General features: G+C 73.2%; 22 protein-coding genes. 10 read left to right on the top strand and 12 right to left on the bottom strand.

Translation table 11 applies throughout. The annotated features are described in order from the left end of the window. Positions 1-114: 114 nt before the first annotated feature. A complete protein-coding gene (locus tag ACZ5DS_RS23590) occupies positions 115-759 on the bottom strand; it encodes an HD domain-containing protein (RefSeq protein WP_468241768.1) in 645 nt (214 codons plus the stop codon). Positions 760-1,023: 264 nt separating this feature from the next. Here ACZ5DS_RS23590 and ACZ5DS_RS23595 point away from each other — a divergent pair, with 264 nt between their 5' ends. Next, the gene (locus tag ACZ5DS_RS23595; RefSeq protein ID WP_468241770.1) at positions 1,024-1,719 is read left to right on the top strand and encodes a copper homeostasis protein CutC; all 696 of its coding nucleotides are present in this window, start codon (positions 1,024-1,026) and stop codon (positions 1,717-1,719) included. Positions 1,720-1,743: 24 nt separating this feature from the next. Here ACZ5DS_RS23595 and ACZ5DS_RS23600 read toward each other — a convergent pair whose 3' ends face one another. Further along, complete coding sequence (locus ACZ5DS_RS23600) at positions 1,744-3,795, bottom strand: HelD family protein (protein ID WP_468241772.1); 2,052 nt, start codon at positions 3,793-3,795, stop codon at positions 1,744-1,746. 386 nt (positions 3,796-4,181) lie between these two features. Between ACZ5DS_RS23600 and ACZ5DS_RS23605 the strand changes: the two genes are divergently transcribed. Both ACZ5DS_RS23605 and ACZ5DS_RS23610 read left to right on the top strand, forming a co-directional pair. Then, positions 4,182-4,364 (top strand): hypothetical protein, encoded by a 183-nt coding sequence (locus ACZ5DS_RS23605; RefSeq protein WP_468241774.1) that lies wholly within the window; start codon positions 4,182-4,184, stop codon positions 4,362-4,364. A gap of 18 nt (positions 4,365-4,382) precedes the next feature. Further along, the gene (locus tag ACZ5DS_RS23610; protein ID WP_468241776.1) at positions 4,383-5,543 is read left to right on the top strand and encodes a glycosyltransferase 87 family protein; all 1,161 of its coding nucleotides are present in this window, start codon (positions 4,383-4,385) and stop codon (positions 5,541-5,543) included. On the opposite strand, the gene ACZ5DS_RS23615 is transcribed toward ACZ5DS_RS23610, so the two are convergent. Beyond that, the gene (locus ACZ5DS_RS23615) at positions 5,495-7,144 is read right to left on the bottom strand and encodes a DNA repair helicase XPB (protein WP_468241779.1); all 1,650 of its coding nucleotides are present in this window, start codon (positions 7,142-7,144) and stop codon (positions 5,495-5,497) included. The genes ACZ5DS_RS23610 and ACZ5DS_RS23615 overlap by 49 nt on opposite strands. Positions 7,145-7,289: 145 nt before the next feature. Here ACZ5DS_RS23615 and ACZ5DS_RS23620 point away from each other — a divergent pair, with 145 nt between their 5' ends. Next, complete coding sequence (locus tag ACZ5DS_RS23620; protein WP_468241781.1) at positions 7,290-7,832, top strand: hypothetical protein; 543 nt, start codon at positions 7,290-7,292, stop codon at positions 7,830-7,832. Positions 7,833-7,870: 38 nt separating this feature from the next. Here ACZ5DS_RS23620 and ACZ5DS_RS23625 read toward each other — a convergent pair whose 3' ends face one another. Beyond that, positions 7,871-10,411, bottom strand: a complete 2,541-nt coding sequence (locus ACZ5DS_RS23625; protein WP_468241783.1) for a helicase-associated domain-containing protein — start codon at positions 10,409-10,411, stop codon at positions 7,871-7,873. Positions 10,412-10,555: 144 nt separating this feature from the next. On the opposite strand from ACZ5DS_RS23625, the gene ACZ5DS_RS23630 reads away from it, so the two are divergent. After that, a complete protein-coding gene (locus tag ACZ5DS_RS23630; protein WP_468241786.1) occupies positions 10,556-11,572 on the top strand; it encodes a hypothetical protein in 1,017 nt (338 codons plus the stop codon). 41 nt (positions 11,573-11,613) lie between these two features. After that, positions 11,614-12,243 carry an HAD family hydrolase gene (locus tag ACZ5DS_RS23635; protein WP_468241788.1) on the top strand — a complete coding sequence of 210 codons (630 nt, stop codon included), beginning with the start codon at positions 11,614-11,616 and terminating at the stop codon, positions 12,241-12,243. On the opposite strand, the gene ACZ5DS_RS23640 is transcribed toward ACZ5DS_RS23635, so the two are convergent. Continuing rightward, positions 12,219-12,470 (bottom strand): hypothetical protein, encoded by a 252-nt coding sequence (locus ACZ5DS_RS23640; protein WP_468241790.1) that lies wholly within the window; start codon positions 12,468-12,470, stop codon positions 12,219-12,221. The genes ACZ5DS_RS23635 and ACZ5DS_RS23640 overlap by 25 nt on opposite strands. Before the next feature lie 165 nt (positions 12,471-12,635). Here ACZ5DS_RS23640 and ACZ5DS_RS23645 point away from each other — a divergent pair, with 165 nt between their 5' ends. Further along, complete coding sequence (locus ACZ5DS_RS23645; protein ID WP_468241792.1) at positions 12,636-13,019, top strand: cold-shock protein; 384 nt, start codon at positions 12,636-12,638, stop codon at positions 13,017-13,019. Between the two features lie 7 nt (positions 13,020-13,026). Here ACZ5DS_RS23645 and ACZ5DS_RS23650 read toward each other — a convergent pair whose 3' ends face one another. The 4 genes from ACZ5DS_RS23650 to ACZ5DS_RS23665 all read right to left on the bottom strand — a co-directional run bounded on the left by ACZ5DS_RS23650 (position 13,027) and on the right by ACZ5DS_RS23665 (position 16,550). Continuing rightward, positions 13,027-13,875, bottom strand: a complete 849-nt coding sequence (locus ACZ5DS_RS23650; protein ID WP_468241794.1) for a 1,4-dihydroxy-6-naphthoate synthase — start codon at positions 13,873-13,875, stop codon at positions 13,027-13,029. Continuing rightward, positions 13,865-14,560, bottom strand: coding sequence for a futalosine hydrolase (locus ACZ5DS_RS23655; RefSeq protein ID WP_468241796.1), 696 nt, complete (start codon positions 14,558-14,560; stop codon positions 13,865-13,867). The genes ACZ5DS_RS23650 and ACZ5DS_RS23655 overlap by 11 nt, the downstream gene beginning before the upstream one ends. A 23-nt stretch (positions 14,561-14,583) precedes the next feature. Beyond that, positions 14,584-15,081, bottom strand: a complete 498-nt coding sequence (locus ACZ5DS_RS23660; RefSeq protein ID WP_468241799.1) for a DUF2771 domain-containing protein — start codon at positions 15,079-15,081, stop codon at positions 14,584-14,586. A 62-nt stretch (positions 15,082-15,143) separates the two neighbouring features. Next, positions 15,144-16,550 carry an MFS transporter gene (locus tag ACZ5DS_RS23665; RefSeq protein ID WP_468242177.1) on the bottom strand — a complete coding sequence of 469 codons (1,407 nt, stop codon included), beginning with the start codon at positions 16,548-16,550 and terminating at the stop codon, positions 15,144-15,146. Positions 16,551-16,842: 292 nt separating this feature from the next. On the opposite strand from ACZ5DS_RS23665, the gene ACZ5DS_RS23670 reads away from it, so the two are divergent. Beyond that, positions 16,843-17,769: a DUF3027 domain-containing protein gene (locus tag ACZ5DS_RS23670; RefSeq protein WP_468241801.1), complete on the top strand. Its 927-nt coding sequence runs from the start codon at positions 16,843-16,845 to the stop codon at positions 17,767-17,769. A gap of 42 nt (positions 17,770-17,811) precedes the next feature. Here the strand turns inward: ACZ5DS_RS23670 and ACZ5DS_RS23675 are convergent, their stop codons facing one another. From ACZ5DS_RS23675 to ACZ5DS_RS23685, 3 genes are all read right to left on the bottom strand, one after another. Beyond that, entirely contained in the window at positions 17,812-18,069 is a 258-nt protein-coding gene (locus ACZ5DS_RS23675) for a hypothetical protein (protein ID WP_468241803.1), read from the bottom strand. Continuing rightward, on the bottom strand, positions 18,066-18,413 hold the full coding sequence (locus ACZ5DS_RS23680) for a hypothetical protein (protein ID WP_468241806.1): 348 nt from the start codon (positions 18,411-18,413) through the stop codon (positions 18,066-18,068). Before ACZ5DS_RS23680 ends, ACZ5DS_RS23675 begins: the two co-directional genes overlap by 4 nt. Before the next feature lie 67 nt (positions 18,414-18,480). Continuing rightward, positions 18,481-19,335: a helix-turn-helix domain-containing protein gene (locus ACZ5DS_RS23685; RefSeq protein WP_468241808.1), complete on the bottom strand. Its 855-nt coding sequence runs from the start codon at positions 19,333-19,335 to the stop codon at positions 18,481-18,483. A 672-nt stretch (positions 19,336-20,007) separates the two neighbouring features. On the opposite strand from ACZ5DS_RS23685, the gene ACZ5DS_RS23690 reads away from it, so the two are divergent. Next, positions 20,008-20,850 carry an esterase/lipase family protein gene (locus ACZ5DS_RS23690; RefSeq protein ID WP_468241810.1) on the top strand — a complete coding sequence of 281 codons (843 nt, stop codon included), beginning with the start codon at positions 20,008-20,010 and terminating at the stop codon, positions 20,848-20,850. 96 nt (positions 20,851-20,946) lie between these two features. Next, entirely contained in the window at positions 20,947-24,075 is a 3,129-nt protein-coding gene (locus ACZ5DS_RS23695) for a sacsin N-terminal ATP-binding-like domain-containing protein (protein ID WP_468241813.1), read from the top strand. Positions 24,076-24,080: the final 5 nt, after the last annotated feature.

Consider the following 24,080-nt stretch of genomic DNA (forward strand, 5'->3'; position numbering starts at 1 on the left):
ACGGAGCGGTGATCTTCAGGGGCCCGGGCTGCCTTCCAGCAGTCCGGGCCCTGGAGCCCGGCGCCCTCGTACGACGACGGCTTAGCCCTGGACCAGGCCAGGGGGCCTGCCGCCTCAGGCCGACAGTAGGTCCAGCTCCGCCGCGAGGTTGTAGCGGGCCGTGGGCTCCCAGTGCTCCCGCCCGTATGCAGTGCGGAACAGGCCGGGCAGGTCGAGGAGTTGGCGCAGGATTGCTGAACGGCCCTCGCGGAAGGCGTCGTTCGGGACGAAGTGGTACTCCTCGCGGACCTCGGCGGTGTAGACGGCGTACGCGGAGGGGGGTGCGGCGAGGATGGCCAGGTCGGCGTCGCAGAGGACCTGGCCGTTGAGGTCGTCGGCGGTGGGGGCGTGGGTGACGGTGAGGCGGACCAGGCGGGCGACCTCGGCCGTCTTCTCCGCCGGCACGCCGGCCTCCGGCAGGGCTCGCTCGGCGAGGTGCGCGGAGCGCTCCTCGTTCTCGGAGCGCTCGGGCAGGTAGACCGCGTCGTGGAACCAGGCGGCCAGGCGTACGACGTCCGGGTCGGTCGCGTACCTCTCCAGTACGTCGATGTGGTCGAGGACCGCGGTGAGGTGGGTCAGCGTGTGGTAGCGGCGCTGCGGCTCCTGCCAGCGGGTGAGGAGGTTGTCGGCGTAGGGGGTGGGGTCGGGGCCGCCGCCCGGGGCGCGGGCTCCTTCCAGGGCGCGGGCGAAGCGGAGGCGCAGGGCGTCGAGGTCGGCCATGTGCTCATTCTTCCGTGCCGCGGGCTGGGCCGCGCCCCTGGCTTGGGCCCCATGACTGATGTGCACGAGATGCCACGTGATCCCGAACTCCCCGGGCGGGGCGGCCGGTGAGCGGAGCCGGATTCGAGCCGGCCGGGGATATGACACAGGCTCTGAGGCGCGGGAGCTGAACATCTTCGGGTGAGGGGCGTCCCCTGCGGCCGCGGTACAGGCGTACTCTTAAATTGGACTAGACCTGTACCCGTAGCCGACGAATGGGGTGCCATGAGCAAGCGTGCAGTCCTGGAGGTGATCGCCCTCGACGTCGAGGACGCGGTCGCCGCCCAGGCCGGAGGCGCGGACCGCCTGGAGCTGGTCACCGAGATGGCCGCCGACGGGCTCACCCCGTCGGCCGCCACGGTCGCCGGGATCCGGGCCGCCGTCGACATCGACCTGCGCGTGATGCTCCGGCTCGCGGACGGCTTCGCGGCCGGGGACGTGGACCGCCTGGTCGGGGTGGCCGGGGAGATGCGGAACGCCGGCGCCGACCAGTTCGTGCTCGGCCTGCTCGGCGAGGACGGCGGGGTGGACCTGGCCGCGGTGGAGCGGGTCGTCGCCGCGCTCGACGGCTGCCGCTGGACCTTCCACCGGGCGATCGACCGGGCCGCCGACCGGGACTCCCTGCGCAAGCAGCTCGCCGACCTGCCCGGCCTGGACACCTACCTCACCGCCGGCTCCCCCTCCGGCGTCGACGAGGGCCTGCCGACCCTGGTCGCCGAAGCGGGCCGCCGGGGCGAGCCCGGCTACGACCAGACGCTCCTCGTCGGCGGCGGCCTCCGCCTCGACCACGTCCCGGCCCTCCGCCGCGCCGGCATCGACGCCTTCCACATCGGGGGCGCGGCCCGGCCGGAGGGCTGGGAGGGGCCGGTCTCGGCACAAGCCGTGGGGGAGTGGCGGAGAACGCTGGACGCTCCCGCGTAGCCGCCACGGCTGCGCACGGCCGGGTCAGGCCAGCTGTGCAGGCAGCGGCGCCGCGTGCGTCACGATCAAGCCCGACACCGCTCGGGTGAGGGTCACGTACAGGCGCCGCAGGCCCGTGCGCTCGTCCGGCTCGCCGTCCACGACCGCCTGCGGCTCGTCCAGAACCACGTAGTCGTACTCCAGGCCCTTGGCGAGGGAGGCCGGGACGAGGGTGAGGCGGGTCTCGCGGGTGGTCTCCTCGCCCGGGGCGAGGTAGGTGATCCCGGCCTCCGTCAGGGCCTCGGCGAGGGTCGGGATGCGGGCGTCGGCCGCGATCAGGCTCGTCGAGCCCTCGTTGCGCAGCAACTCCTCGCAGGCGGCGACCACTTCGGCCGTCTCCGTCGCCGTACGGACCTCGAAGAAGCCGGGGTTCTCACGGACCGAGGCGACCGGGGTGAGGCCGGGCGCGATGTGGGGGAGGAGGCGGGAGGCGTACGTGATGACGTCCGTAGGGACACGGAAACCGGCCGTCAGCTCCTCGACGACGCCTTCGCGCTTGCCGAGGTGGGCGAGGGCCTCGTCCCAACTCCGCGTCGCCCAGGGCGTCGTGCCCTGTGCCAGGTCGCCGAGGACGGTCGCGCTGCCGGTGGTGCAGCGGCGGCCGACGGCCCGGTACTGCATGGGGGACAGGTCCTGCGCCTCGTCCAGGACGACGTGCCCGAGCGAGTGCGTGCGCTGGGTCAGGTCGGTCGCCTCGTCGATCAGCACCGCGTCCGCCGCCGACCACTTCGCCGACTTCACGCTGCGCACGGGCTTCGCCCACAGGATCGTCTTCTGTTCGTCCTCGTCCAGGATTCCCTCGGCGTGCTCGGCGAGGAAGTCGGCGTCCGTCAGCAGGCGCAGGACCAGTTTCGCCGGGTCGACGGCCGGCCAGGTCTCCTTCACGGCCGCCTTCACCGCGCTGTTGCGGGCGACCGTGTCCTGCACGCGGTCGTCCGGCGCTTCCCCGGCCCGCTCCATCTGCACCAGCACCGCGTGCGCGATCCGCTGCGGCAGGGCCTCGCGGGCGGCGCCGTAGCGGATGTTCCGGTCCAGCAACTCGCGGACGATGTCCTGCAGTTCGTACGCCGGAACCCGCCAGCGGCGCGAGCCGCGCACGACGACGACCGCCTCGGTGGGCATGGTCACGTGGGAGTACAGGGCCCGGCGCAGCACCTCGGCCATCCGGGCGTCGCCCTTGACGATCGCGGCGGCCGCGTCGTCCGTGCCGCGCACCTCCACGTGGGCGACCAGGTCGTCCACGGTGGCCTGTTGCACCGTCAGCTCGCCGAGCGCCGGGAGGACCTGCTCGATGTAGTGCAGGAAGGACTTGTTCGGGCCGATGACGAGCGTGCCGGTGCGGGCGAGCCGCTCCCGGTGGGCGTAGAGGAGGTAGGCGACGCGGTGCAGGCCGACGGCGGTCTTTCCGGTGCCGGGGCCTCCCTGCACGCACACCGTGCCGCCCAGTCCGCTGCGGACGATCTCGTCCTGCTCGGGCTGGATGGTCGCCACGATGTCCCGCATCGGGCCGACACGCGGCCGCTCGATCTCCTGCTGGAGCAGTTTGCTGGTGGCCGCCGCCTCGGCCGGGTCGGACAGGTCCTCGTCCTCGTACGCGGTCAGGTCGCCACCGGTGTAGCCGAAGCGGCGGCGCAGCGCGATGTCCATCGGGTCCTTCTTGGACGCGCGGTAGAACGGCTGCGAGACCGGGGCGCGCCAGTCGATGACCATGGGGTCGCCGTCGGCGTCGTGGACGTGCCGCCGCCCGATGTAGAACCTCTCTCCCTCGGCCCCTTCGGCCTGCTCTGCGCCCGGGGCGTGCAGGTAGTCCAGCCGCCCGAAGAAGAGGGGGGTGTCGCTGAGGTCGGCCAGCGCCTTGATGCGCTCGTCGATCTGGCGGGCGAGGACCTCGGCGTTGACCCAGTTCGCGGTGACGTCGCGGATGTCCAGCGCCTCGACGTCCTCGCGCATGGCGCGCAGGGCGGCTCGGGACTCGGCGAGGTGTGAGCGCTCCCGGGCGAGGGGGGCGTCGAGCGGTTCGTGGGCGGCCGTGGACAAGGGAGTGCCTCCGGATCTGCTGTCGGGGTGACGGTGTGACGGGGGCCGTCCGGTTTCCGGCCGGGCAAACATTGGGGCGGCCCGTAGGGCCTCGTTTGAGGGTGGTGGTGGGCGACGGGCGGGAACTCCCTGGGGGAGGCGGGCAAGAGCGGAGATTTTAGAGGAGGTGGCGGGGAAGGGGCCAATGAATTTCCGCGCGGTGTCCTCCGGAGGTTCCGCCGCCTGTCTCCGGGGCCCGGTCCCGTGTCTCCGGCGGCCCCGCCCCCCTAGGGGACACCGCCCTCCCGCGTAGGGGTGGGCGTCCACCTGGAGGCCTACGCGCGGGCCTTCAGGATTGGACCCGGAGGCCGATACCGGATCCCTGCCCGACGTTCCACCATGGAGGCATGAGCGCAGCCACCATCCATCCAGCCTCTGTCCGGCCCCCGTCCGGTGCCACGGCAGTGGGCGGCCCCCACCACCACCCCCTGGGCAACGCCCTGCGCGCCATCAAGGTGTTCGCGGAGGCCACGTTCCGCGTCGTGATCCTCGGCGAGTACGGCGAGGAAGCGGGCATACGCCGCAAGTAACCGCATAGGGTCACCTCCGTGCGGAAACGGACGGTGACGCCCCTCCCTGCCCTGCCCCTGCTCCTCCTCGCGGTCTCCCTCGGCTCCTTCACCGCCCTGTGCGTCCTGACCCAGGCACCGATGGCCGACCTGCTGGTCTACCGGGCCGAGGGCGCGGCCGTCTCCCACAGCGGCGATCTGTACGGCTTCACGGTCACCGAGTGGCGGCTCCCGGCGACCTACCCGCCCTTCGCGGCGGTCCTGTTCGTCCCCACGACCTGGATCCCGGTCCCGGCTCTGAAGGCGGCGTCCCTGGCGGGCAACGCGCTCCTGCTCGCCGGCCTCGTCGCCCTCTCCGCCCGCCTGGCCGCGCGCCCCTTGCCCCTGCCCCTCCTCTGCACGGCCACCGCCCTCGCCCTCTGGCTCGAACCGGTCTTCCAGACGCTCCTGTTCGGCCAGATCAACCTGGCCCTCGCCTGCCTGGTCCTGTGGGATCTCACCCGGGCGCCGGGCACCCGCGCCAAAGGTCTGGTCCTCGGTCTGGCGACGGGGATCAAGCTCACGCCGGCGATCTTCATCGCCTACCTGTTCCTGAGAGGACGCGGACGGGAGGCGGCCACGGCCACCGCCGCCTTCATCGCCACGGTCCTCCTCGGGGCCCTGCTCCTGCCCGCCGCCAGCGCCAAGTTCTGGACCAGACGCCTCTACGACACCGGAAGGGTGGGCAAGGCATGGATCGTGGACAACCAGTCCCTCCAGGGGCTGATCTCCCGTGCGCTGCACGACCCGGCACCGGGACTCGCCTGGGCCCTCCCGACGGCGGCCGTGGGAGCGGCGGGCCTGTACCTGGCGGCCCGCGCCCGCCAGGACAGCCAGGGCATCCTCCTGACCGCCCTCACGTCGCTGCTGATCGCCCCGATCAGCTGGTCCCACCACTGGGTCTGGTGCGTACCGCTCCTCGCGGTGCTCCTGGCCGAGGGCCGCACCCCTCTCGCGGCCCTGGCAGCGGCCCTCTTCACCGCCCGCACCCTGTGGCTGGTCCCCCACCGGGGCGACCGCGACCTGCACCTGCCGTGGTGGCAGCAGCCGCTCGCCTCGCCGTACGCCGTGCTGGGGCTGGCGCTGCTGGCGGGGGCGGCGTTCTTCGTGACTCAGCCGGCGCCTTCGGAGAGGAGCTCGTCCGCGTCCACGATCCGGTAGGCGTAACCCTGCTCGGCCAGGAAGCGCTGACGGTGGGCGGCGAAGTCCTGGTCGATGGTGTCGCGGGCGACGACCGAGTAGAAGTGGGCCTGGTGCCCGTCGGCCTTGGGGCGCAGGACCCGGCCGAGGCGCTGGGCCTCCTCCTGGCGGGAGCCGAAGGTCCCGGACACCTGGACGGCGACCGTCGCCTCCGGCAGGTCGATGGAGAAGTTGGCGACCTTCGACACCACCAGCACGCTGATCTCGCCCTCGCGGAACGCGTCGAAGAGCTTCTCGCGCTGCGCGTTGGACGTCTCGCCCTTGATGACGGGGGCGTCGAGATGCTCGCCCAGCTCGTCCAGCTGGTCGATGTACTGGCCGATGACGAGGATCTGCTGCCCGGCGAACCGGCGGACGATCGCCTCGGTCACCTTCCGCTTGGTGTCGGTGGTGGCGCAGAAGCGGTACTTCTCCTCGGTCTCGGCCGTGGCGTAGGCGAGCCGCTCGGAGTCGGTCAGGTTCACCCGGACCTCGACGCAGTCGGCGGGCGCGATGTAGCCCTGCGCCTCGATCTCCTTCCAGGGCGCGTCGAACCGCTTCGGCCCGATGAGGGAGAACACGTCCGACTCACGGCCGTCCTCGCGGACCAGGGTCGCGGTCAGGCCGAGCCGGCGCCGCGCCTGGAGGTCGGCGGTGAACTTGAAGACGGGGGCCGGCAGCAGGTGCACCTCGTCGTAGACGATGAGTCCCCAGTCCCGGGAGTCGAAGAGTTCGAGGTGCGGGTAGACGCCCTTCCGCTTGGTCGTCAGCACCTGGTAGGTGGCGATGGTGACCGGGCGGATCTCCTTCCTCGTCCCGCTGTACTCGCCGATCTCGTCCTCGGTCAGCGAGGTCCGCTTCACCAGCTCGTGCTTCCACTGCCGGGCCGAGACGGTGTTGGTGACGAGGATGAGGGTGGTGGACTTCGCCTGCGCCATGGACCCGGCGCCGACCAGCGTCTTTCCGGCACCGCAGGGCAGCACGACCACGCCGCTGCCGCCGTGCCAGAAGTTCTCCACGGCCTGCTTCTGGTACGGCCTCAGCGCCCAGCCGTCCTCGCGCAGCTCGATCGGATGCGCCTCGCCGTCCACGTACCCTGCGAGGTCCTCGGCCGGCCAGCCCAGCTTCAGCAGCGTCTGCTTGATCTGTCCGCGCTCGGAGGGGTGCACGACCACGGTGTCCGGGTCGATCCGCGACCCCACCAGCGGGGCGATCCGCTTGGACTTCAGCACCTCCTCCAGCACCGGCCGGTCGGTGGTGGTCAGGACGAGTCCGTGCGCCGGGTGCTTGCTCAGGGTGAGCCGCCCGTACCGGTCCATCGTCTCGGCGATGTCCACGAGCAGCGCGTGCGGCACGGGGTAGCGGCTGTACTGCACCAGCGCGTCCACGACCTGCTCGGCGTCGTGCCCGGCGGCCCGCGCGTTCCACAGGCCGAGCGGCGTGACCCGGTAGGTGTGGATGTGCTCCGGGGCCCGCTCCAGCTCGGCGAAGGGCGCGATGGCCCGACGGCAGTCGTCGGCCCGCTCGTGGTCCACTTCGAGCAGCAGGGTCTTGTCCGACTGGACGATCAGCGGTCCGTTCACCAACGCACTTCCCTTCCGCACGGCCAAACGTCCAGTGTGCCCTACCAGCGGATGATCAGGGCGGGGCCGCTGCAACCATGGGCCCCCGACACGGGTCTTGAACCGCGGGAGCGGCGCGCAGGCGCGGCCGGGGAGGAGCGGGGCGATGTCGCCACGCACGTGGGGTATGGGCCTGGGAGCCACGGCGGTGCTGGTGGCGGGGGCGTGGGCGGTGTGGCCGGCGCACGTCGACGAGCACCTGTGGAGCGAGGTGCGGCCGGTGATCGAGGCCCGGCTGGCGGCCGACTCGAAGGGCAACGGGTACGGGGAGACGGAGCCCGCTCTCCGGGCGCGGTGGTTCTGCGGCGCGAAGGCACGGGACCTCGACGAGAAGGACGGCGTCGTCCGGGCGGGCGTGACCACGCTGTGCACGGAGTACGGGGAGCGGAAAGGCGCTCTTGTGGAGTGCTCCGGCGGCGCCGGCCCGCAGGTCCTGCGGCTGAAGCGGGATGCGAGCGCGGCCGGCGGCTACCGCGTCCTCTCACGGGAGGAGCCGCCGGACGGTGCGGGGTACGGGGAGTGGGTGGAAGACCACTTCAGCCTCTTCGCCGAGCCGGGCCCCGCGGACGAGGTGCCGTCCACCGGCCTGGAGGCCGCCGCCCGCAAGCACTTCGGCCTGCCCGCGGACGCTCCGGTCGAGGACTGCTGACCGGGCCCGCCCCAGGAGCTGGTCCGCCCGGACGGGCTCTACTCCTCGGCCAGCTCCGCGACCCCGGTGACCCGGTGCAGCGGATACGTCCGCACCTCGTCGGCCGTGTGGTCGTACGCCGTCACGAAACCGCCCTCGACGCGGATCGGGGCGATCACGCGCTGGCTGGCGGTGCCCTCGGCGTTGACGTAGCCGATCCACAGGGACTCGCCGGTCAGGACGGCGGCCTGCATGGTGGCCAGGGTCTCGGCGGAGCCGGTGCGGGGCAGCTCGCCGCCCGCGAGGTCGGAGCCGGAGGACTTGCGCGGGGCGGTGGAGGCCCGGTCGCCCGCCCGGATCGCGCGGATCGCGGCCGCCAGGAGCGTGGCGTCGGGCGGCGGCGGACCCTCGGGCACCGGCTCGGGCGCGGTGCGCGGCGGGGTCCGGTGGGCGTTGGCGCGGGTGATCAGGACATCGCCCTCGGCGGATTCGGCGGCCGGCGCGTAGCCCATCGCGCGCAGGCCCTCGAGCAGCGTGGCAGGGTCCGACGGAGCCGCGAGGACGGTCGGGGCCAGGCGGCGCAGCCGCAGGGCGGCCGCACGCTTGTCGGCGAGGATCTCGTTCAGCAGGGCGTCGTCGTCGCAGCGGACGTACGCCGAGGCCGCGCCCACCCGCAGATGGCCGTGCTTCCGGGCCACGTCGTCGATCAGGTAGGCCAGCGGCTGCGGGACCGGTGTCCGGGAGTGCGCGGTGAGGAAGGCGTGCAGGTCGGCGGCGGTCCGGCCGGCGTCCAGGGCGCGGCGGACCGAGGCGGGGGTGAAGCGGTAGACGGTCGCGCCGCCCTTGGACTCGACGTCCGCGAGGACGCCGAGCATCTCGGCGAGCGGACGCTGGAGCGGGCCGGGGGCCACCGCGGTCAGGTCGGCCTGCAGGAGGACGTGGTCCAGGGGCTCGGGCAGCAGCGGCGCGAGGAGCCGGGCCGCGGCGGCGGTGGCGACGGCCTGCTCGGCGGCGGAGAGGGGTTCGAGGACGGTGAGGGGGCGGTGGTGGTGGACGGGGAGCTTGTCGCCGGGCCCGGAGGGTTCCGGGGCGCCGGCGGCCTGCCCGGCGACCGGCGCGCCGAGCAGCGCCCGCCCCTGCGCCGAGAGCGCCCCGCGCCCGGTGATGCCGAGCAGTTCGGCCTCCGAGAGGGCCCAGCGGGCGAGCCGGGCGCGCAGATCGTCGCCGTCGCGCTGCGGGCCGCGCAGCGGCCGTTCCCAGGCCAGCCGGGCCAGCACCGACTCGGCGGCGGGGGCGGCGCCCTGCGGCAGACCGGCGAGCAGGGTCAGTACCCGGTGCCGTACCTCGGGCGCGGCGGACCGGTCGAGTCCCGGGCCCAGCGCGGACAACGTACGGTCCTTCGCGTCCCGGCCGCCGACCACCCCCGGCGTCCGGGTGGCCGTGAGCCAGGCCTCGGCGAGGTGCGCCCAGCGCTCGGCGGCGGGCCGCTCCAGCCACTCGTCGTAGGCGGGGGTGGCGGCGTACCGCTCGTCGGCCTCGCCGTCCGAGGCGAGCAGGCCGGCCGCGTACGCCAGCTCGACCCAGAACGCGGCGACCGGCTCCGGCACGTCGAGGGCGACGGCGGTGCGCTTCAGGTCCCGCACGCTCAGTCCGCCGGCCCGCAGCACGGCCGGGCCGCCCTCGTCCCAGTCCTTCAGCAGCTCCTCGACGGTGGCGAGGGCGGTGTACGCCTGTCCGGCCGCGGTGGCGTCCACGATCTTGGGGCTGTGGGTCGCGGCCGGTTCGACGGCCGGCGGCAGCGGCTCGGGCTTTCGGTGGGCGCGGCCCTCCCTCAGGTGCAGGGCCACCTCGCGGGGCAGGACGACCGTGCCGGGTGCGGTGGGCAGCAGCAGGCCGAGGTCCAGCAGCCGGCGCAGATGGGCGGCCGGCTCGGCGGTGACCTGCCCGTACGGCGGCCCCCACACCAGCCGGGACAGCACCTCGCGCGAGGCCTCCGGGATCCCGGCGAGCAGCGCGGCCATCCTCGTCCGGTCGGTGAACAGGGCGCTGAGCGCGGCCACGGCGGACACCGAGTCGTGCGTCGAGGCCAGCCCGGCGGCCGTGACGATCTCCTGGATCCGCCCCGGGGACATCCCCGCGGTGGCCTCCTGCACGGTCGGGCCGAGACCGGTCGGGGAGGGGTGCTGGGCGGACGGCGTGAGCAGCTCCCGCGCGGTCCGCACCAGCCTCAGCCGTTCGTCGTCGCCCCACACCAGGGCCTGCTCGCGCAGGGTGGCGACGGCGCGGGGCAGCGCGGCGGCCACGGTCTCGTCCCGGGCGTCCCCCGCCATCAGGCCGAGCAGGGTCTCGTACGACGCCGGGTCCGGGGCCACGGCGAGCGCCTCGGCGGTCTGCAGCGCGAACCGGTCGAGGCGCTCCAGCGCGCGCAGGACGGAGGCGCGGGTGCCGGCGCGGGTGGCCAGCTGGGTGAGGTCGGTGGGGACGGGGGTGATGAGATCGGGTCGGCTGCGCAGCAGCGCGGCCAGCGAGGCGTCGTCCCTCGCGCGGAGCGCTTCCGCCAGGGACCGAGGGGTTGCCGCCAACTTCTCCTCGTTGCTCATCCGGCCAACGGTAGCGGGTGAGCACGTCCAAGCCGAGCGAGCACGGGGGTCTGGGGGCGGAGCCCCCAGGGCGACCCCGGGCGACGGGAGAGAAGCGGTACCGTCCTCACCGGGGTTACGTCGGCATCACCCCGGAGGGGTTCCGTGGGGATCGAAAGCGACCAGGTCGTCTACGAGTATCTGAGCCGCGTCGGGGACGTCGCTCAGCAGCGGCAGCTGCCGTCGTCCACACGGATGCGGCTGGTCTCGGAGCTGCGGAACGAGATCGACCGGCGCCGGGCCAAGGCGGCGGTGGACTCTCCGGCCGCCGTACGCCGCATCCTGGACCGGCTCGGCACCCCCGACGAGGTGGTAGAGGCCGCGGGCGGCACCGCGGGCGCGCCGCAGCAGCCGGCCGCCGCCGTGCCCGTACAGCGGGAGCCGGAGGCGGAGCAGGAGCGGCCCAAGGGACTGCGCAGGGTCGTACCCCGCCCGCGCCCCGCCGCGCCGGACACGCCCGCCCCGAGCCCCGCACCCTCCCCGCCGCACCTGGCCGCCGCCCACGAACTCGGGGACAGCGCGACGCACCCCGACTGGTGGCGGGTGGAGGGCAGCCTCTTCGGGACGGCCGCCGGTGACGACGTACCGGGCTTCGTCGGCGGAGTGGAGATCCCCGACCTGCTCAAACGCCCGCCGAAGGACACGGGGGAGAAGGAGTCGGAGCCCCGGCGGGAAGTGCCGGCGGAAGCAGCGGAACAGGCTGCCGCCCCCCGCCGCCGCCTGTTCGCACGCAAGCCCCCCGCGGCCGACGGCCCCGACCGTCGCCTCCTCCCCCGCCCCGCCGGGGGCTGGACCAACCCGCTCCTGCTGCTGGCCGCCGCCGCGCTGGTCGCCGGTGCCGTGCTCGGCAACTGGTTCGCGCTGCTCCTGGGCTGGCTGATCGCCTACGGCTCCCGTCGGCTGACCCCGGCGGAGACCAAGTGGGCCGTCCTGGGCGTCCCCGGCCTCGCCCTGGCCGCCGGCCTGCTCTGGCTGTGGGGCCGCGACACCGGGCGCTGGGGCGCCCCCGTCGCCCAGGGCCACATGAACGACGCCCTGGCCGAAACCTGGCCCTGGATGGTCCGCGGCGCAGCGATCGCGTCGGCCCTGTTCCTGGTCTGGCGGTCGCAGCGAAAGCGCTAGCGCCGGCTGGTCACACAGGGGGACCCGGCACAATGGCCCCCATGACCTCCACCCCGGCCCTCACCGTCGGCTTCGACCTCGACATGACCCTCATCGACTCCCGCCCGGGCATCCACGCCTGCTACCTGGCGCTGTCGGAGCGGACGGGGACGTACATCGACGCCGACCTGGCGATCACCCGGCTCGGGCCCCCGCTCGCGGAGGAGCTGGTCCACTGGTTCCCGGCGGAGCAGATCGACGCGATGGCCGACCTGTACCGGGAGATGTACCCGTCGATCGCCATCGCCGCGACCCCCGCGATGGCGGGCGCGCGGGAGGCGATCGACGCGGTGCGCGCGGCCGGCGGCCGGACGATGGTGGTCACGGCGAAATACGAGCCGAACGCCAAGCTGCACCTGTCCCACCTGGGCATAGAGCCCGACGTGGTGGTGGGCGACCTGTGGGCCGAGCAGAAGGCGGACGCCCTGCGCGAGTACGGCGCGGGCGTCTACGTCGGCGACCACGTCGGGGACGTGCGCGGAGCCCGGACGGCGGGCGCGCTGTCGGTCGCCGTGGTCACCGGGCCCTGCGACGGCGACGAGCTGCGCGCCGCGGGGGCGGACGTCGTCCTGGACGACCTCTCCGCCTTCCCGGCCTGGCTGGCCGGCTACCGCGAGGCGCCCCGCGCCTGACGCCGCCCGGCGGCGATCGAGCGCAGCACACCCGCCCCGGCGACCAGGAAGCCGACGGCCATGAGCATGCTCAAGCCGAACATGTACGTCGGAAAAGGCTTCGCACCGAGGAACAGCGGGGCCACCGTGACGAGGGTGGCCACGGCCCCGAGGAAGAACACGACGGCACCGGCGCGGATCAGTCGGTCACCGGGCCCGGCGGAATTCGTTTGGGTTTTGTCACGCACCGGACCAGGGTAGTTCCCAGCGCAAGAGAACAACCGGGGGACGTCTTGTCACCCGCCCGTAGACCATTAGCCTTGGTAGCGGCGGGTCATGGTCGACCCGCTCTACTGCTATCAAGAGCCGTTTCCGAAGTAGTTTTCCCGACAAGTACGAGGACGAGGACAGACGTGCCTACCGGCAAGGTCAAGTGGTTCAACAGCGAGAAGGGCTTCGGCTTTCTCTCCCGCGACGACGGCGGTGACGTCTTCGTCCATTCCTCGGTTCTCCCCGACGGAGTCGATGTGCTCAAGCCGGGACAGCGCGTGGAGTTCGGTGTCGTCGCCGGTCAGCGCGGTGACCAGGCGCTCTCCGTGACCGTGCTCGACCCGACGCCGTCCGTCGCGGCCGCGCAGCGCAAGAAGCCGGACGAGCTGGCCTCGATCGTGCAGGACCTGACGACCCTTCTCGAGAACATCACGCCGATGCTCGAGAAGGGCCGCTACCCGGACAAGGCCTCCGGCAAGAAGATCGCCGGCCTGCTGCGCGCGGTCGCCGACCAGCTGGACGTATAAGCACCCGTCAGGGGAAGGCGAGCGCATCCGGGCCGAGGGGCGGGACGAGCCCCTCGGCCGCCGCGCGGGTGAGCAGCCCGCGGATCGCCGCATAGCCGTCCTCGCCCAGGTCGGCGGTGAACTCGTTGACGTACAGGCCGATGTGCTGGTCGGCGACGGCCGGGTCCATCTCCTGGGCGTGCTCCATGACGTACGGCCGGGAGGCCTCGGGGTCGTCCCAGGCGGCCTGGACGGACGCCTTGACGGAGTCGGCGAGCCGGCCGAGGGTCTCGGCTCCCAGCGAGCGCTTGGCGATGATCGCGCCGAGCGGGATCGGCAGCCTGGTGGTGCGCTCCCAGTGCTCGCCCATGTCGGCGAGCTTGTGCAGCCCGTAGTTCTGGTAGGTGAAACGGGCCTCGTGGATGACGAGCCCGGCGTCCACCTTGCCGTCCCGCACGGCCGGCATGATCTCGTGGAACGGCATGACGACGATCTCGCCGACGCTGCCGGGCAGCGTGTCCGCGGCCCACAGCCGGAACAGCAGATAGGCGGTCGACTTCTCGCTCGGCACGGCGACCGTACGCCCCGTCAGGTCGACGTCCGTCTCCCGGGTCAGCACCAGCGGCCCGCAGCCCCGCCCCAGCGCGCCGCCGCAGGGCAGCAGCGTGTACTCGTCCATGACGTACGGCAGCACGGCGTACGACACCTTCAGCACGTCGAACTCGCCGCGCTCGGCCATGCCGTTGGTGATGTCGATGTCGGCGAAGGTGACGTCCAGGGCGGGGGCGCCGGGGACGCGGCCGTGGGCGAGGGCGTCGAAGACGAAGGTGTCGTTCGGGCAGGGGGAGTACGCGATCTGCAGTGCATCACTGGTCATGCGGGTTCCAACTCTCCAATGCGGGCGCGAGCTTCCCGAACCCCTCGGTGAGGGCGGCGAGCGCGTCACCGATGCGCCAGGCGGCGCGGTCGCGCGGGCCGACCGGGTTGGACACCGCGCGGATCTCCAGGACGGGCACGCCGTGCCCGGCTGCCGCCTCGGCCACGCCGAACCCCTCCATGCCCTCGGCGAGGGCCTGCGGATGGCGGGCGCGCAGCTCGGCGGCGCGGGCGGCGGTGCCGGTGACGGTGGAGACGGTCAGGACGGTGCCGGAGCGGGCCCCGAGGGCCTCGGACACGTCTCGTACGAGTGAATTCGGCGGCCGGTGGGTGACGGTCCCGAAACCGAGTTCGGTGACCGGGAGGAAGCCGTCGGCCGTCTCGGCGCCCAGATCGGCCACGGTGATCGCGTCGGCGACGACGAGCGAGCCGACCGGCGCGTCGGGCTGGAAGCCGCCGCCGATCCCGGCGCAGACGACGAGGCCGTAGGGGCTGCCGTCGAGGGCGGCGGCGGTGAGCGCGGTGGCGGTGGAGGCGGCGGCCAGGGCGGGCCCGACACCGGCGGCCAGCAGGTCGTACCCGGCGGCGGTCCGCAGGACGGACACCCCGGGCAGGGCGACCTCCTCGCCCGCCCCCGGGAACGCCCGTGCCACCGCGTCCCGTTCGACGGGGACCGCGGTGGCCACGAGAACGCGTACGGGGGGCGTGGTCAGGCCTTCTTCAGCTTGAAGGACCACAGACCCTTGGGCGGGTTCTGGCCCATCTGGATGGAGACGGTGTTGCTGGTGCCCTGGGTGCCGTACTGGGCGTTGAAGAACGCGCTGCCCGGGATGGTGGTGTAGGTCTTCTTGCTGACGTCGGTGAACTGGCGGCCGTTCACCAGGATGATCCAGCCGGTGTCCGCGATCTTCGGGTCGACACCGAAGCGGACCGTCTGGTCCGGGTCGACCTTGATCGACTCGATCTCTTCGGCCTTCTTGGCGCACTTGGCCAGAGACTTGGCGTCGAGGTTGTTGCCGTCGTTGTAGCAGAGGGCCTCGGAGTTGACCGAGCTTCGGCCCACGGTGATCGTGGCGACCGGCGTCGGCTTCTCGCAGGCAGACAGGACGAGCAGTCCGGCGGAAACGGCGCCGGCGGCGGCGACGGCGCGGCGGCGTCGCACAACGCGTGGTACATCAGCGGCTTCGCCGCGGGGCAGCGTGGTCATGGCCGAAGGCTATCGGGCGCCCGGAGCCGTCCGGCCACGTGGGGTGCGGCGTGCCCGGTTCGTTACGCCACTCGCGCCCGCGGCCTGCCGCCGTGCCGCGCGGAGGCGAGCAGACCGCGCAGCGTGGTCAGCCAGCCGGCGGCCACGATGACGGCGGCGACCGCGAGGCCGAGGGTGCCGTTGAGGGGCATCACGATGCCGACGGCGCCGCCGAACACCCAGGCCATCTGCAGCAGCGTCTCCGAGCGCGCGAACGCCGACGTCCGCACCAGCTCGGGCACGTCCCGCTGGATCAGCGCGTCCAGGGACAGCTTGGCCAGCGCCTGGGCGAACCCGGCGACGGCGGCCAGGCAGGTCACCAGCAACGCCCCGAAGAACAGGGCGGCCACGATCGCCGTACCGAGCACGACGGCGACGACCGTCACGATGATGATCTCCGGCGCCTTGGACTTCAGCCAGGCCCCCACCGCGGTGCCGAGCGCGTTGCCCGCTCCGGCCGCGACGCCGACCATCCCCAGCGATACGGCCGCGCTCTCCCCGGTCAGCGGGTGCTCGCGCAGCAGGAAGGCGAGGAAGAAGATCAGGAAGCCGGACAGGCAGCGGAGCGCGGCGTTGGCGCCCAGGGCATGGGTCACGGCGGGTCCCACCGTCCGCAGCCCGGGCCGCCGCCTGATCGTCTCCTGCCGGTGCGGCCCGTGCAGATGCCGCTCGTCGGCCGCGAGCAGCGCCACGTCCTCGCCCTTGGCGGAGTCGACCTTGGGCGGCAGGGAGAACGACAGGAACGTCCCTGCCACGAAGATCACGAAGGCACCGTAGAGCGGCCAGGGATCCCCGATGGCATGCAGCCCCGCCCCGATCGGCGCGGCCACACCGGTGGCGAGCAGCCCGGCGAGGGTGACCCGGGAGTTGGCCTTCACGAGGGAGAAGGCGGGCGGCAGCAGCCGGGGCACCACGGCACTGCGCACCACCCCGTACGCCTTGGACGCGACCAGCACCCCCAGCGCGGCGGGATACAGCTGGAGACTCCCGCTGGCCACGGCCCCGGAAATGATCAGCGCGAGCAGCGCCCGGGCCAGCATCGCCCCCGCCATGGCCGCCCGCCGCCCGTGCGGCAGCCGATCGAGCAGCGGTCCGATGACGGGCGCGAGGACGGTGAAGGGAGCCATCGTGATCGCGAGATAGAGCGCGACCCGCCCCCGGGCCTCGTCGGTCGGCACGGAGAAGAACACGGTGGAGGCGAGGGCGACGGTGATCATGACATCCCCGGCGCCGTTCACCGCGTGCAGCTCGATCAGCTTGCCCAGCCCCGACTCGCCCGCGCCATGGGCGTGCGTGGCCTTGCGGATCCCGCGCGCGGTGCCGGTCACCGGCAGGTGCAGGGCACGCCCGACCGCGCGGACGACACCGCCGACCCGGCCCGAACCGCCACCCCGAACGCCCCTGCTGTCCGCGGCTGCCACGTCGTTCATAGTGCCCCGAGACAAGCCCCGATAGTGCGGTTTGAAACCGAGCGAGTCGGCCCGAACCCGGCCCGCCGGGCCGTCGGGGAGGGCCGGAGACATCGCCGCGAGGCGCCGGACTGTCCCGGACCACCGACGACGGGGTAGCGTGCGTATCTCAGCCATCAAGCACAATAGATGGCAGAGGTGCGCCCGAGCGCGATCGGAGTGCAGACGTCGATGCGGTCCCCAGGTCCGCTCCGTCCGCTTCACCGCCGGAGGCAGCCGCACTCAGAGACGGCGTAGGAGAGAAGCGATACCTGTGAGCGCAGCGACAACGCGAAGCCGCACCCCCGACCGTCTGTGCGCCGAGGCCGTGGACCTCGCCCGCGCCGCCGCCGAGGAGGCAGCCGCGCCCGGAGTCGTCGGTGAGCACGTCGCCCTGGTGTCGGAGGGCGACCGTGTTGTCACGCACTTCTTCGAGTGCAAGGAACTGGGATACCGCGGCTGGCGCTGGGCGGCGACGGTCGCCCGCGCCTCCCGCGCCAAGATCGTGACCCTGGACGAGGTGGTCCTCCTCCCCGGCCCCGACGCCCTTCTCGCCCCCGAGTGGGTCCCGTGGAGCGAGCGCCTGCGCCCCGGCGACCTCGGCCCCGGCGACCTGCTCCCCACCGACCAGGAGGACCTGCGTCTGGAGCCCGGCTACACGGGCGAGGAGCAGCCCCCGCCGAACTCGGTGGTGTCCGAGGACATGGCCGAACTGGCGGAGGCCGAGGACGCGGACGTCACCCCGGGCACCCCGGCCACCCAGCCGACGGCCCCCACCCGCGGCTCCATCGCCGCCGTGGCCGAGGAACTGGGCATGCGCCGGGCCCGCGTCCTGTCCCGCTACGGCCTGCACATCGCGGCCGACCGCTGGGAGGAAGGGTTCGGCCCCAAGACGCCGATGGCCCAGGCGGCCCCGGCAACGTGCCTGACCTGCGGCTTCCTCACCCCCATCGGCGGTTCCCTCGGCCAGGCCTTCGGCGTCTGCGCGAACGAGTTCTCCCCGGCCGACGGCCGCGTGGTCTCCCTGGCGTACGGCTGCGGCGGCCACTCGGAGGCCGCGGTCATGCCGAAGCCGCCCCAGCCGGCGGCGCCGGTGATCGACGAGATGAAGGTCGACGTCTTCCCCCTGCGCCCGGCCCGCGACTCGGGCTCGGTCCCGGAGACGGGCGACGAGGAGACGGCGGAACTGGGTCACTCGTAGCGCCGTCGGCTGCGGCGGGCCGCTTGCGTTCTCGCGGGCGGCTCAGAAGCCCAGGTAGGTGATCTGGACGACGTAGACGCGCTCGCTACGCACGACGACCTGGTACGTGAACATGCCGCCGGGGACGTTCACGTTTCCGCCCTTCGGGTCGACTTCCTCATGGGCCCGGCCGTGGACGTGGAGAGCTTCGGCTGCCCTCACCAGTTCCTCGGCCTTGCGTGCCACAGCGGCGAGGAAGTCTGCAGGAGCGGTACGGGCGGATTCTTCGGCTCCGAACGCGTACTCCCATTTCCAGCTCACTCGCGAACTGCCCTCATCGCCTCGTCGAGGACCGCACTCAGCTCGCGAAGGGCTTCCCACGCGGTGGCCGGATCCTCGTGTTCCAAGTTGTTCTGTGCCCAGGCGTATCGGGCGGACAGGTCCGGCCGACGGGCGATCTCGATGTCCCTGGCCCAGGCCAGAACCCAGCTCTTTACCGGGCTCAGAGACTGCCACTCGACTGCCTTGGCGAAGGCCTCGTCCTTCATGGCCTGCATCTCGTCCAGGCGACCTGGAGCGACGATGGCAAGGGCGGCACGCAGGGCATCAGGGGTCATCTCGGGACGGGGAATCAGTTCGTTCCGGTGGTCGGCCTGAGTGCTCATGGTGTCCTCCAGAGGGTGCCCCGGCCAGAGTATCCGGCCTGAGGGCACGCAACGGGACGGAACGGGCTCAGGCGGCAGTGGCAGAGGGAGTGCGGCAGTCACGGCAGAGTCCTGGGTTCGGTGAGCGGAAGCCCCGGTCGCAGCCCTCGCAGTTCTGGACGCGGTCTGGGACCGTCGGCGGTGGCGCCGGGGCCCGAAATGGGGGCGGCGGTGGCAGCTGGGTCCTCAGCCGGTGGGCCAGGAGGGATGCCGGGCGGCAGAGGGGCTCCGGTGGCAGGCCCGCGGTCAGGGCGTGGCGTACGGAGGTGGGGGTCACGTCCCGTTCCAGCCAGGCCGCGACGCCCGGAGCCAGGTGGGCTGTGTCGTGCTCGGAGAGCAGCAGGCGCCGGTCGTGGCGGTGGAGGTCCGCGAGGAGGTCCGTGGCCTGCTGGATGAGCGTGGGGGAGGGGCAGGCCGGGCGCGGTACCGGTGGCAGGGGCTTGCGGGGTGTCTTCTTCGGCCGTGCGGGCTTCGGGGCGGGGGCGTGGTCGTCCCTGCGGCGTCCGGGCTGGTTGCAGGAGATCGTGCGCGTGACGATACGGCCGTCCGGCCCGCGTTCCCGCTCGCGCCGCAGATAGCCCTCGGCCTCCAACTCCCGCAGCGCGCGGGCGACACGGACCGCTCCCTCGGGAAAGCGGGCGGCGAGCGTCTTGATGTCCACCCGGGCGCCGGCCGGGAGCGACTGGATGTACGCGCCGATGCCGATGGCCAGCCCCGACAGGGTCGGGTGCTGGGCCAGGTGGTTGCCGATCACCGTGAAGTTGCCGGTGTGCCGGGTGTTCTCGTGGATCAGCCCGCCGGGACGGGGCCGCCGATTCGGGTGCATCTTGGCGGCAACTCGGGACTGGGCGGGCGGGGGCGCGCTAGGGTTCTGAACGTCCATCGGGAAGGTGCTGGTCTTCCTAGGTGGTCAGGCCCTCGCCATGGGATGCCAGTCCCCGCGAGGGCCGTCGTATTTCTGAGGCTCTGTCGCGCTGAGCGTAGAGCGTGCAACCGCCCGCCACGCCAGCCGAGTTGGCGATGTTCACTCGCGTGAGTGAGTTTGCGCCGTGGGCGGGAGGGGTGGGTTTGGTGAGGTCCTTTCACCCTCGTGTTCCTTGGGAAAGACCGCTCGCGGCACCGCAGCACGGATCCCCGCGTTCCGGTGTCAGACCGATTTCCGCCGAGCGCCGCCGGGTCCAACGGCAGCCCCCGGGAACGCAGTTGTTTGTCACCCCCACCATCTGGTCAGATTTCCTGACTTACACCTCCACCAGCTGACCCGATGACCCGCTGACAGGATGAAACGGGCTGCTCCATAAGAGGTGTTGCGCCCGCCGCCAGGCCCCGCAGGGACCCCGCTCCTCGATCATCGCCGCGTCGGCGCTCGGCCGGCCTTGAGGCGAGGAGTGGTCCGATGGCGGATCGGTGTGTGTCCCAAGAACGGTCGAACCGGCGGCGCAGCAGGTGGGCAGGGGTCTGCGCGGGAATCGCGCTGGCGCTGGCCGTGGGGCAGGGTGAGGCAGCCGCATCCGCCAGCCCGGCCCCTCCCGTACCGCGGGGGCAGATCCTCGACTTGCCCCTGGCGGCGACCGGCGGGCTCATCCACCCGGACGCGCCGCCGGCCGGGGCCGACGACTGGACTTGCAAGCCCACGAAGGAACACCCGCGCCCGGTCGTCCTGCTGCACGGAACCTGGGCGAACGCCCACGAGAACTGGGGCTTGATGTCCCCGTACCTGAAGCAGCTGGGCTACTGCGTCTTCGCCGTCAACTACGGCGGGGCGCCCGGAAATCCGGTCAAGGCCACCGCGCACATCCCGGTGTCCGCCGGGCAGATCGCCGACTACGTCGACCGCGTGCTCAAGGCCACCGGTGCCCACCAGGTCGACCTCGTCGGACATTCCCAGGGCGGCGGTCTGACACCCCGCTGGTATCTGCGGTTCGCGGGCGGCACGGACCCCGCGCACCCGGAACGGAACAAGGTGCACAGCCTCATCGGCCTGGCGCCGTCCAACCACGGCACCACCGGCTCCGGCCTCGGCACCCTGACCACGAAGCTGGGTCTCAACAAGCCCGTGTCCCTGGTCGTCGGCGAGGCGTACGAGGATCAGCTGGTCGGCTCCGAGGTGAACACGACGCTGGACCGGGACGGGGACACGCAGCCCGGGGTCGACTACACCGTCATCGCCACCAGGCTGGACGAGGTCGTCACCCCCTACACGCACCAGTTCCTGACCGCGGGACCGGGCGCAACCGTCAAGAACATCACGATCCAGGACATCTGCCCTCGGGACCTCTCCGAGCACGTCTCGATCGCGTACGACTCCAACGCCGCCCAACTCGTGCGCAACGCCCTCGACCCCGCCCACGCACAGCCCGTCAGCTGCGGCCTCTCCCTGCCCCTCCTCGGCGGCTGAGGGGCGTCTCCCATCCGGCCACCCGTCGGCACCCGAGCCCCGGCCGCCCTGCTCGCGCTGTACCGTCGTCCTCAGGTCGATGAGGAGAGTGTGAACGTGAGCAAGTACGTGCGGCCGGCGGCCGAGGGCGCCGACCCCTTCGGCACCGCCCGTCTGCGCCGCGGTGTCCTCGACGCCTGGGCCACCAGCCCCGCCCGGTTCCGTGAGGACGCCAACGCCGAGGAGGACCTGGTCCTCGGCGGCTACCGGGACCGGCTCGTGGTGGAGCTGGCCCAGAACGCCGCCGACGCCGCCGCACGGGCCAAGGTGCCGGGGCGGTTGCGGCTCACTCTCCGCGACGGGGTTCTGGTCGCCGCGAACACCGGCGCCCCGCTCGACGCGGCCGGTGTCGAGTCTCTCTCCACGCTGCGGGCCTCGGCCAAGCGGGACGCCCAGGACACGCAGGGCGCCGTCGGCCGGTTCGGCGTCGGCTTCGCCGCCGTCATCGCCGTCACGGACGAGCCTGCGATCGTCGGCCGGCACGGCGGGGTCCGCTGGTCGCTGGCCGAGGCACGGGAACTGGCCGCCGAGACCGCCCGGCACAGCCCCGGGCTCGGGGACGAGATCCGGCGCCGCGACGGGCACGCACCGCTTCTGCGTCTCCCCTTCGCCGCCGAGGGTTCCGCCCCGGACCCGTACGACACCGCCGTCATCCTGCCCCTGCGGGACACGGCCGCCGCCGACCTCGCCGAGCGCCTCCTCGCCGCCGTCGACGACGCCCTGCTCCTGGCCCTGCCGGGGCTGGAGGAAGTCGTCGTGGAGGTCGAGGACCAGGCTCCCCGTACCCTCCGGCGTCGTACCGAGGGCGCCGTCACCGTCGTAGAGGACTCGCGGGAGGGTGCCACCCGCTGGCGTACCGTCTCCGCGCACGGGCCGCTCACCCCGGACCTGCTCGTCGACCGCCCGGTCGAGGAGCGCCTGCGCCCGCACTGGTCCGTGACCTGGGCCGTACCGGAGGACACCGACGGCCGCCCGGCCCGGCCGCGCACCACGCCCGTCGTGCACGCGCCCACCCCCAGCGACGAGCCCCTCGGCGTTCCCGCGCTCCTCATCGCGTCCTTCCCGCTGGACACCACCCGGCGGCACGCGGCCCCGGGTCCGCTGACCGACTTCCTGGTGCAGCGGGCGGCGGACACCTACGCCGAGCTGCTCGCCGAGTGGCGTCCGGTGACCGACGGCGTGATCGACCTCGTACCCGGGCCGCTGGGCAGGGGAGAGCTGGACGGGGCGCTGCGCCAGGCGGTCCTGGAGCGGCTGCCGCGGACCGCCTTCCTGCCCCCGGCCGTCGTGGCGAAGGGCGACGACGAGCTTCCCGAGGCGCTGCGGCCGCGGGACGCCGAAGTGGTGGAGGGCGCGGGTGCCAGCACCGTACGGGTCCTCGCGGAGGTGCTGCCCACCCTGCTGCCCGCCGGCCTCGAACGCCGCGTCGAGCTGCGCACCCTCGGTGTCGCCCGGCTGTCGCTCGCCGACGCCGTCGACCGGCTCGCCGGTCTGGAGAAGGACCCCGACTGGTGGTGGCGGCTCTACGACAGCCTCGCCGGGGTCGAACCCGACCGGCTCTCGGGGCTGCCGGTCCCGCTCGCGGACGGCCGGACCACCATCGGCCCCCGGCAGGTCCTTCTCCCCACCCCGGACGCCGCCCTCATCGATCCCGACATCCTCGGCCGACTGGGGCTGAAGGTCGCCCACGAGGACGCCGCCCATCCGCTGCTGGAGAAGCTGGGCGCGCTGCCCGCGAGCCCGCGTGCGGTGCTGACCACCCCGCAGGTGCGGGCCGCCGTGGCGGGCTCCCTGGACGACGAGGGCGGGGCGCTGTGGGAGGAGGACGCCCCGGACGCCGAGGAACTGGCCGACACCGTCCTCGCCCTGGTGCGCGACGCCGGCCTGGAGCCCGGTGACGAGCCCTGGCTCGGGGCTCTCGCGCTGCCCGACGAGGACGGCGAACTCGCCCCGGCGGGCGAGCTGGTCTTCCCCGGCAGCCCCTTCGCCCGCGTGATCCGCGAGGACGAACTGGCCGCCGTCGACGCCGAGTTGGCGGCGAAGTGGGGTGAACAGCCCCTCACCGCCTGCGGTGTCCTCGCGGACTTCGCGCTCGTCCGCGCCACGGACGTCGTCCTCGACCCGGACGAACTGGAGCCCCGGGAGGGCGACTTCGCCGAGCCCGACGACGCGGGCCTGCTGGATGCCGTGGACGTGTGGTGCGAGGACATCCTCGACCGCTTCCCCGACAGCCCGGTGCCTCCGGTCGCCACCGAACTGGTCGCCGTACGCGACCTCGACCTGGTGGACGACGACCACTGGCCCGAGGCCCTCTCCCTGCTCGCCCGGCCGCCGCTGCGCGACGCCCTCACCCAGCCGGTGCGGATCCTGCTGCCCGACGGCACCCACGAGGTCGTACGGCCGTACACGGCCTGGTGGCTGCGCGGGCACCCGGTGCTCGACGGCCGCCGCCCGGCGGGTCTGCTCGCGGCCGGCGGTGACCCCCTCCTGCACGGTCTGTACGACGAGGCCGACGCGACCGGCTTCGACGACGAGCAGGTGCTGCGCGCGCTGGGCGTACGGACCTCCGTGTCCGCCCTGCTGGACGAGCCCGGCGGTGCCGCCGAACTGCTGGACCGCCTCGCCGACCTCGAGCGGCCGGTCACCGCGGCCCAACTGCACGGCCTGTACAGCGCGTTGGCGGAGCTGGACCCGGAGCAGGTGACCCTGCCGGACGAGCTGCGGGCCGTGACCGACGGGCGGGTGACCGTGGTGGACGCGGCCGACGCGGTCGTGGTCGACTCGCCCGACCTGCTGCCCTTCACCTCCGGCGTCCCGCTGCTGCCCGTGCGCCCCTCCCGGGCCGCCGAGCTGGCCGAGCTGTTCCAGGTCCGGCGGCTGAGCGAGTCCGTCACCGGCGAGGTGCACTCCGAGGGCGCCGAGCACGACGTACCGGACTCGGTGCGGGTGCTGCTCGGTCCGCGGACCCCTGACACCTACGTCGAACACGAGGAACTCGTCGTGGACGGCGTGGAGATCGACTGGCGGCTGACCGACGACGGCGTCCTGCACGCGGCCACCCTGGAGGGCGTCGCCGCGGGCCTCGCCTGGGCGGCGGGCCAGTGGCCGCGCCGCTTCGAGGTGGCGGCCCTGCTGGAAGACCCCTCCCGCACCGAGGAGTTGGCACGGGACCGCTGGTTCGACTGACCTCG

This window comes from Streptomyces sp. NPDC031100, assembly GCF_055570785.1.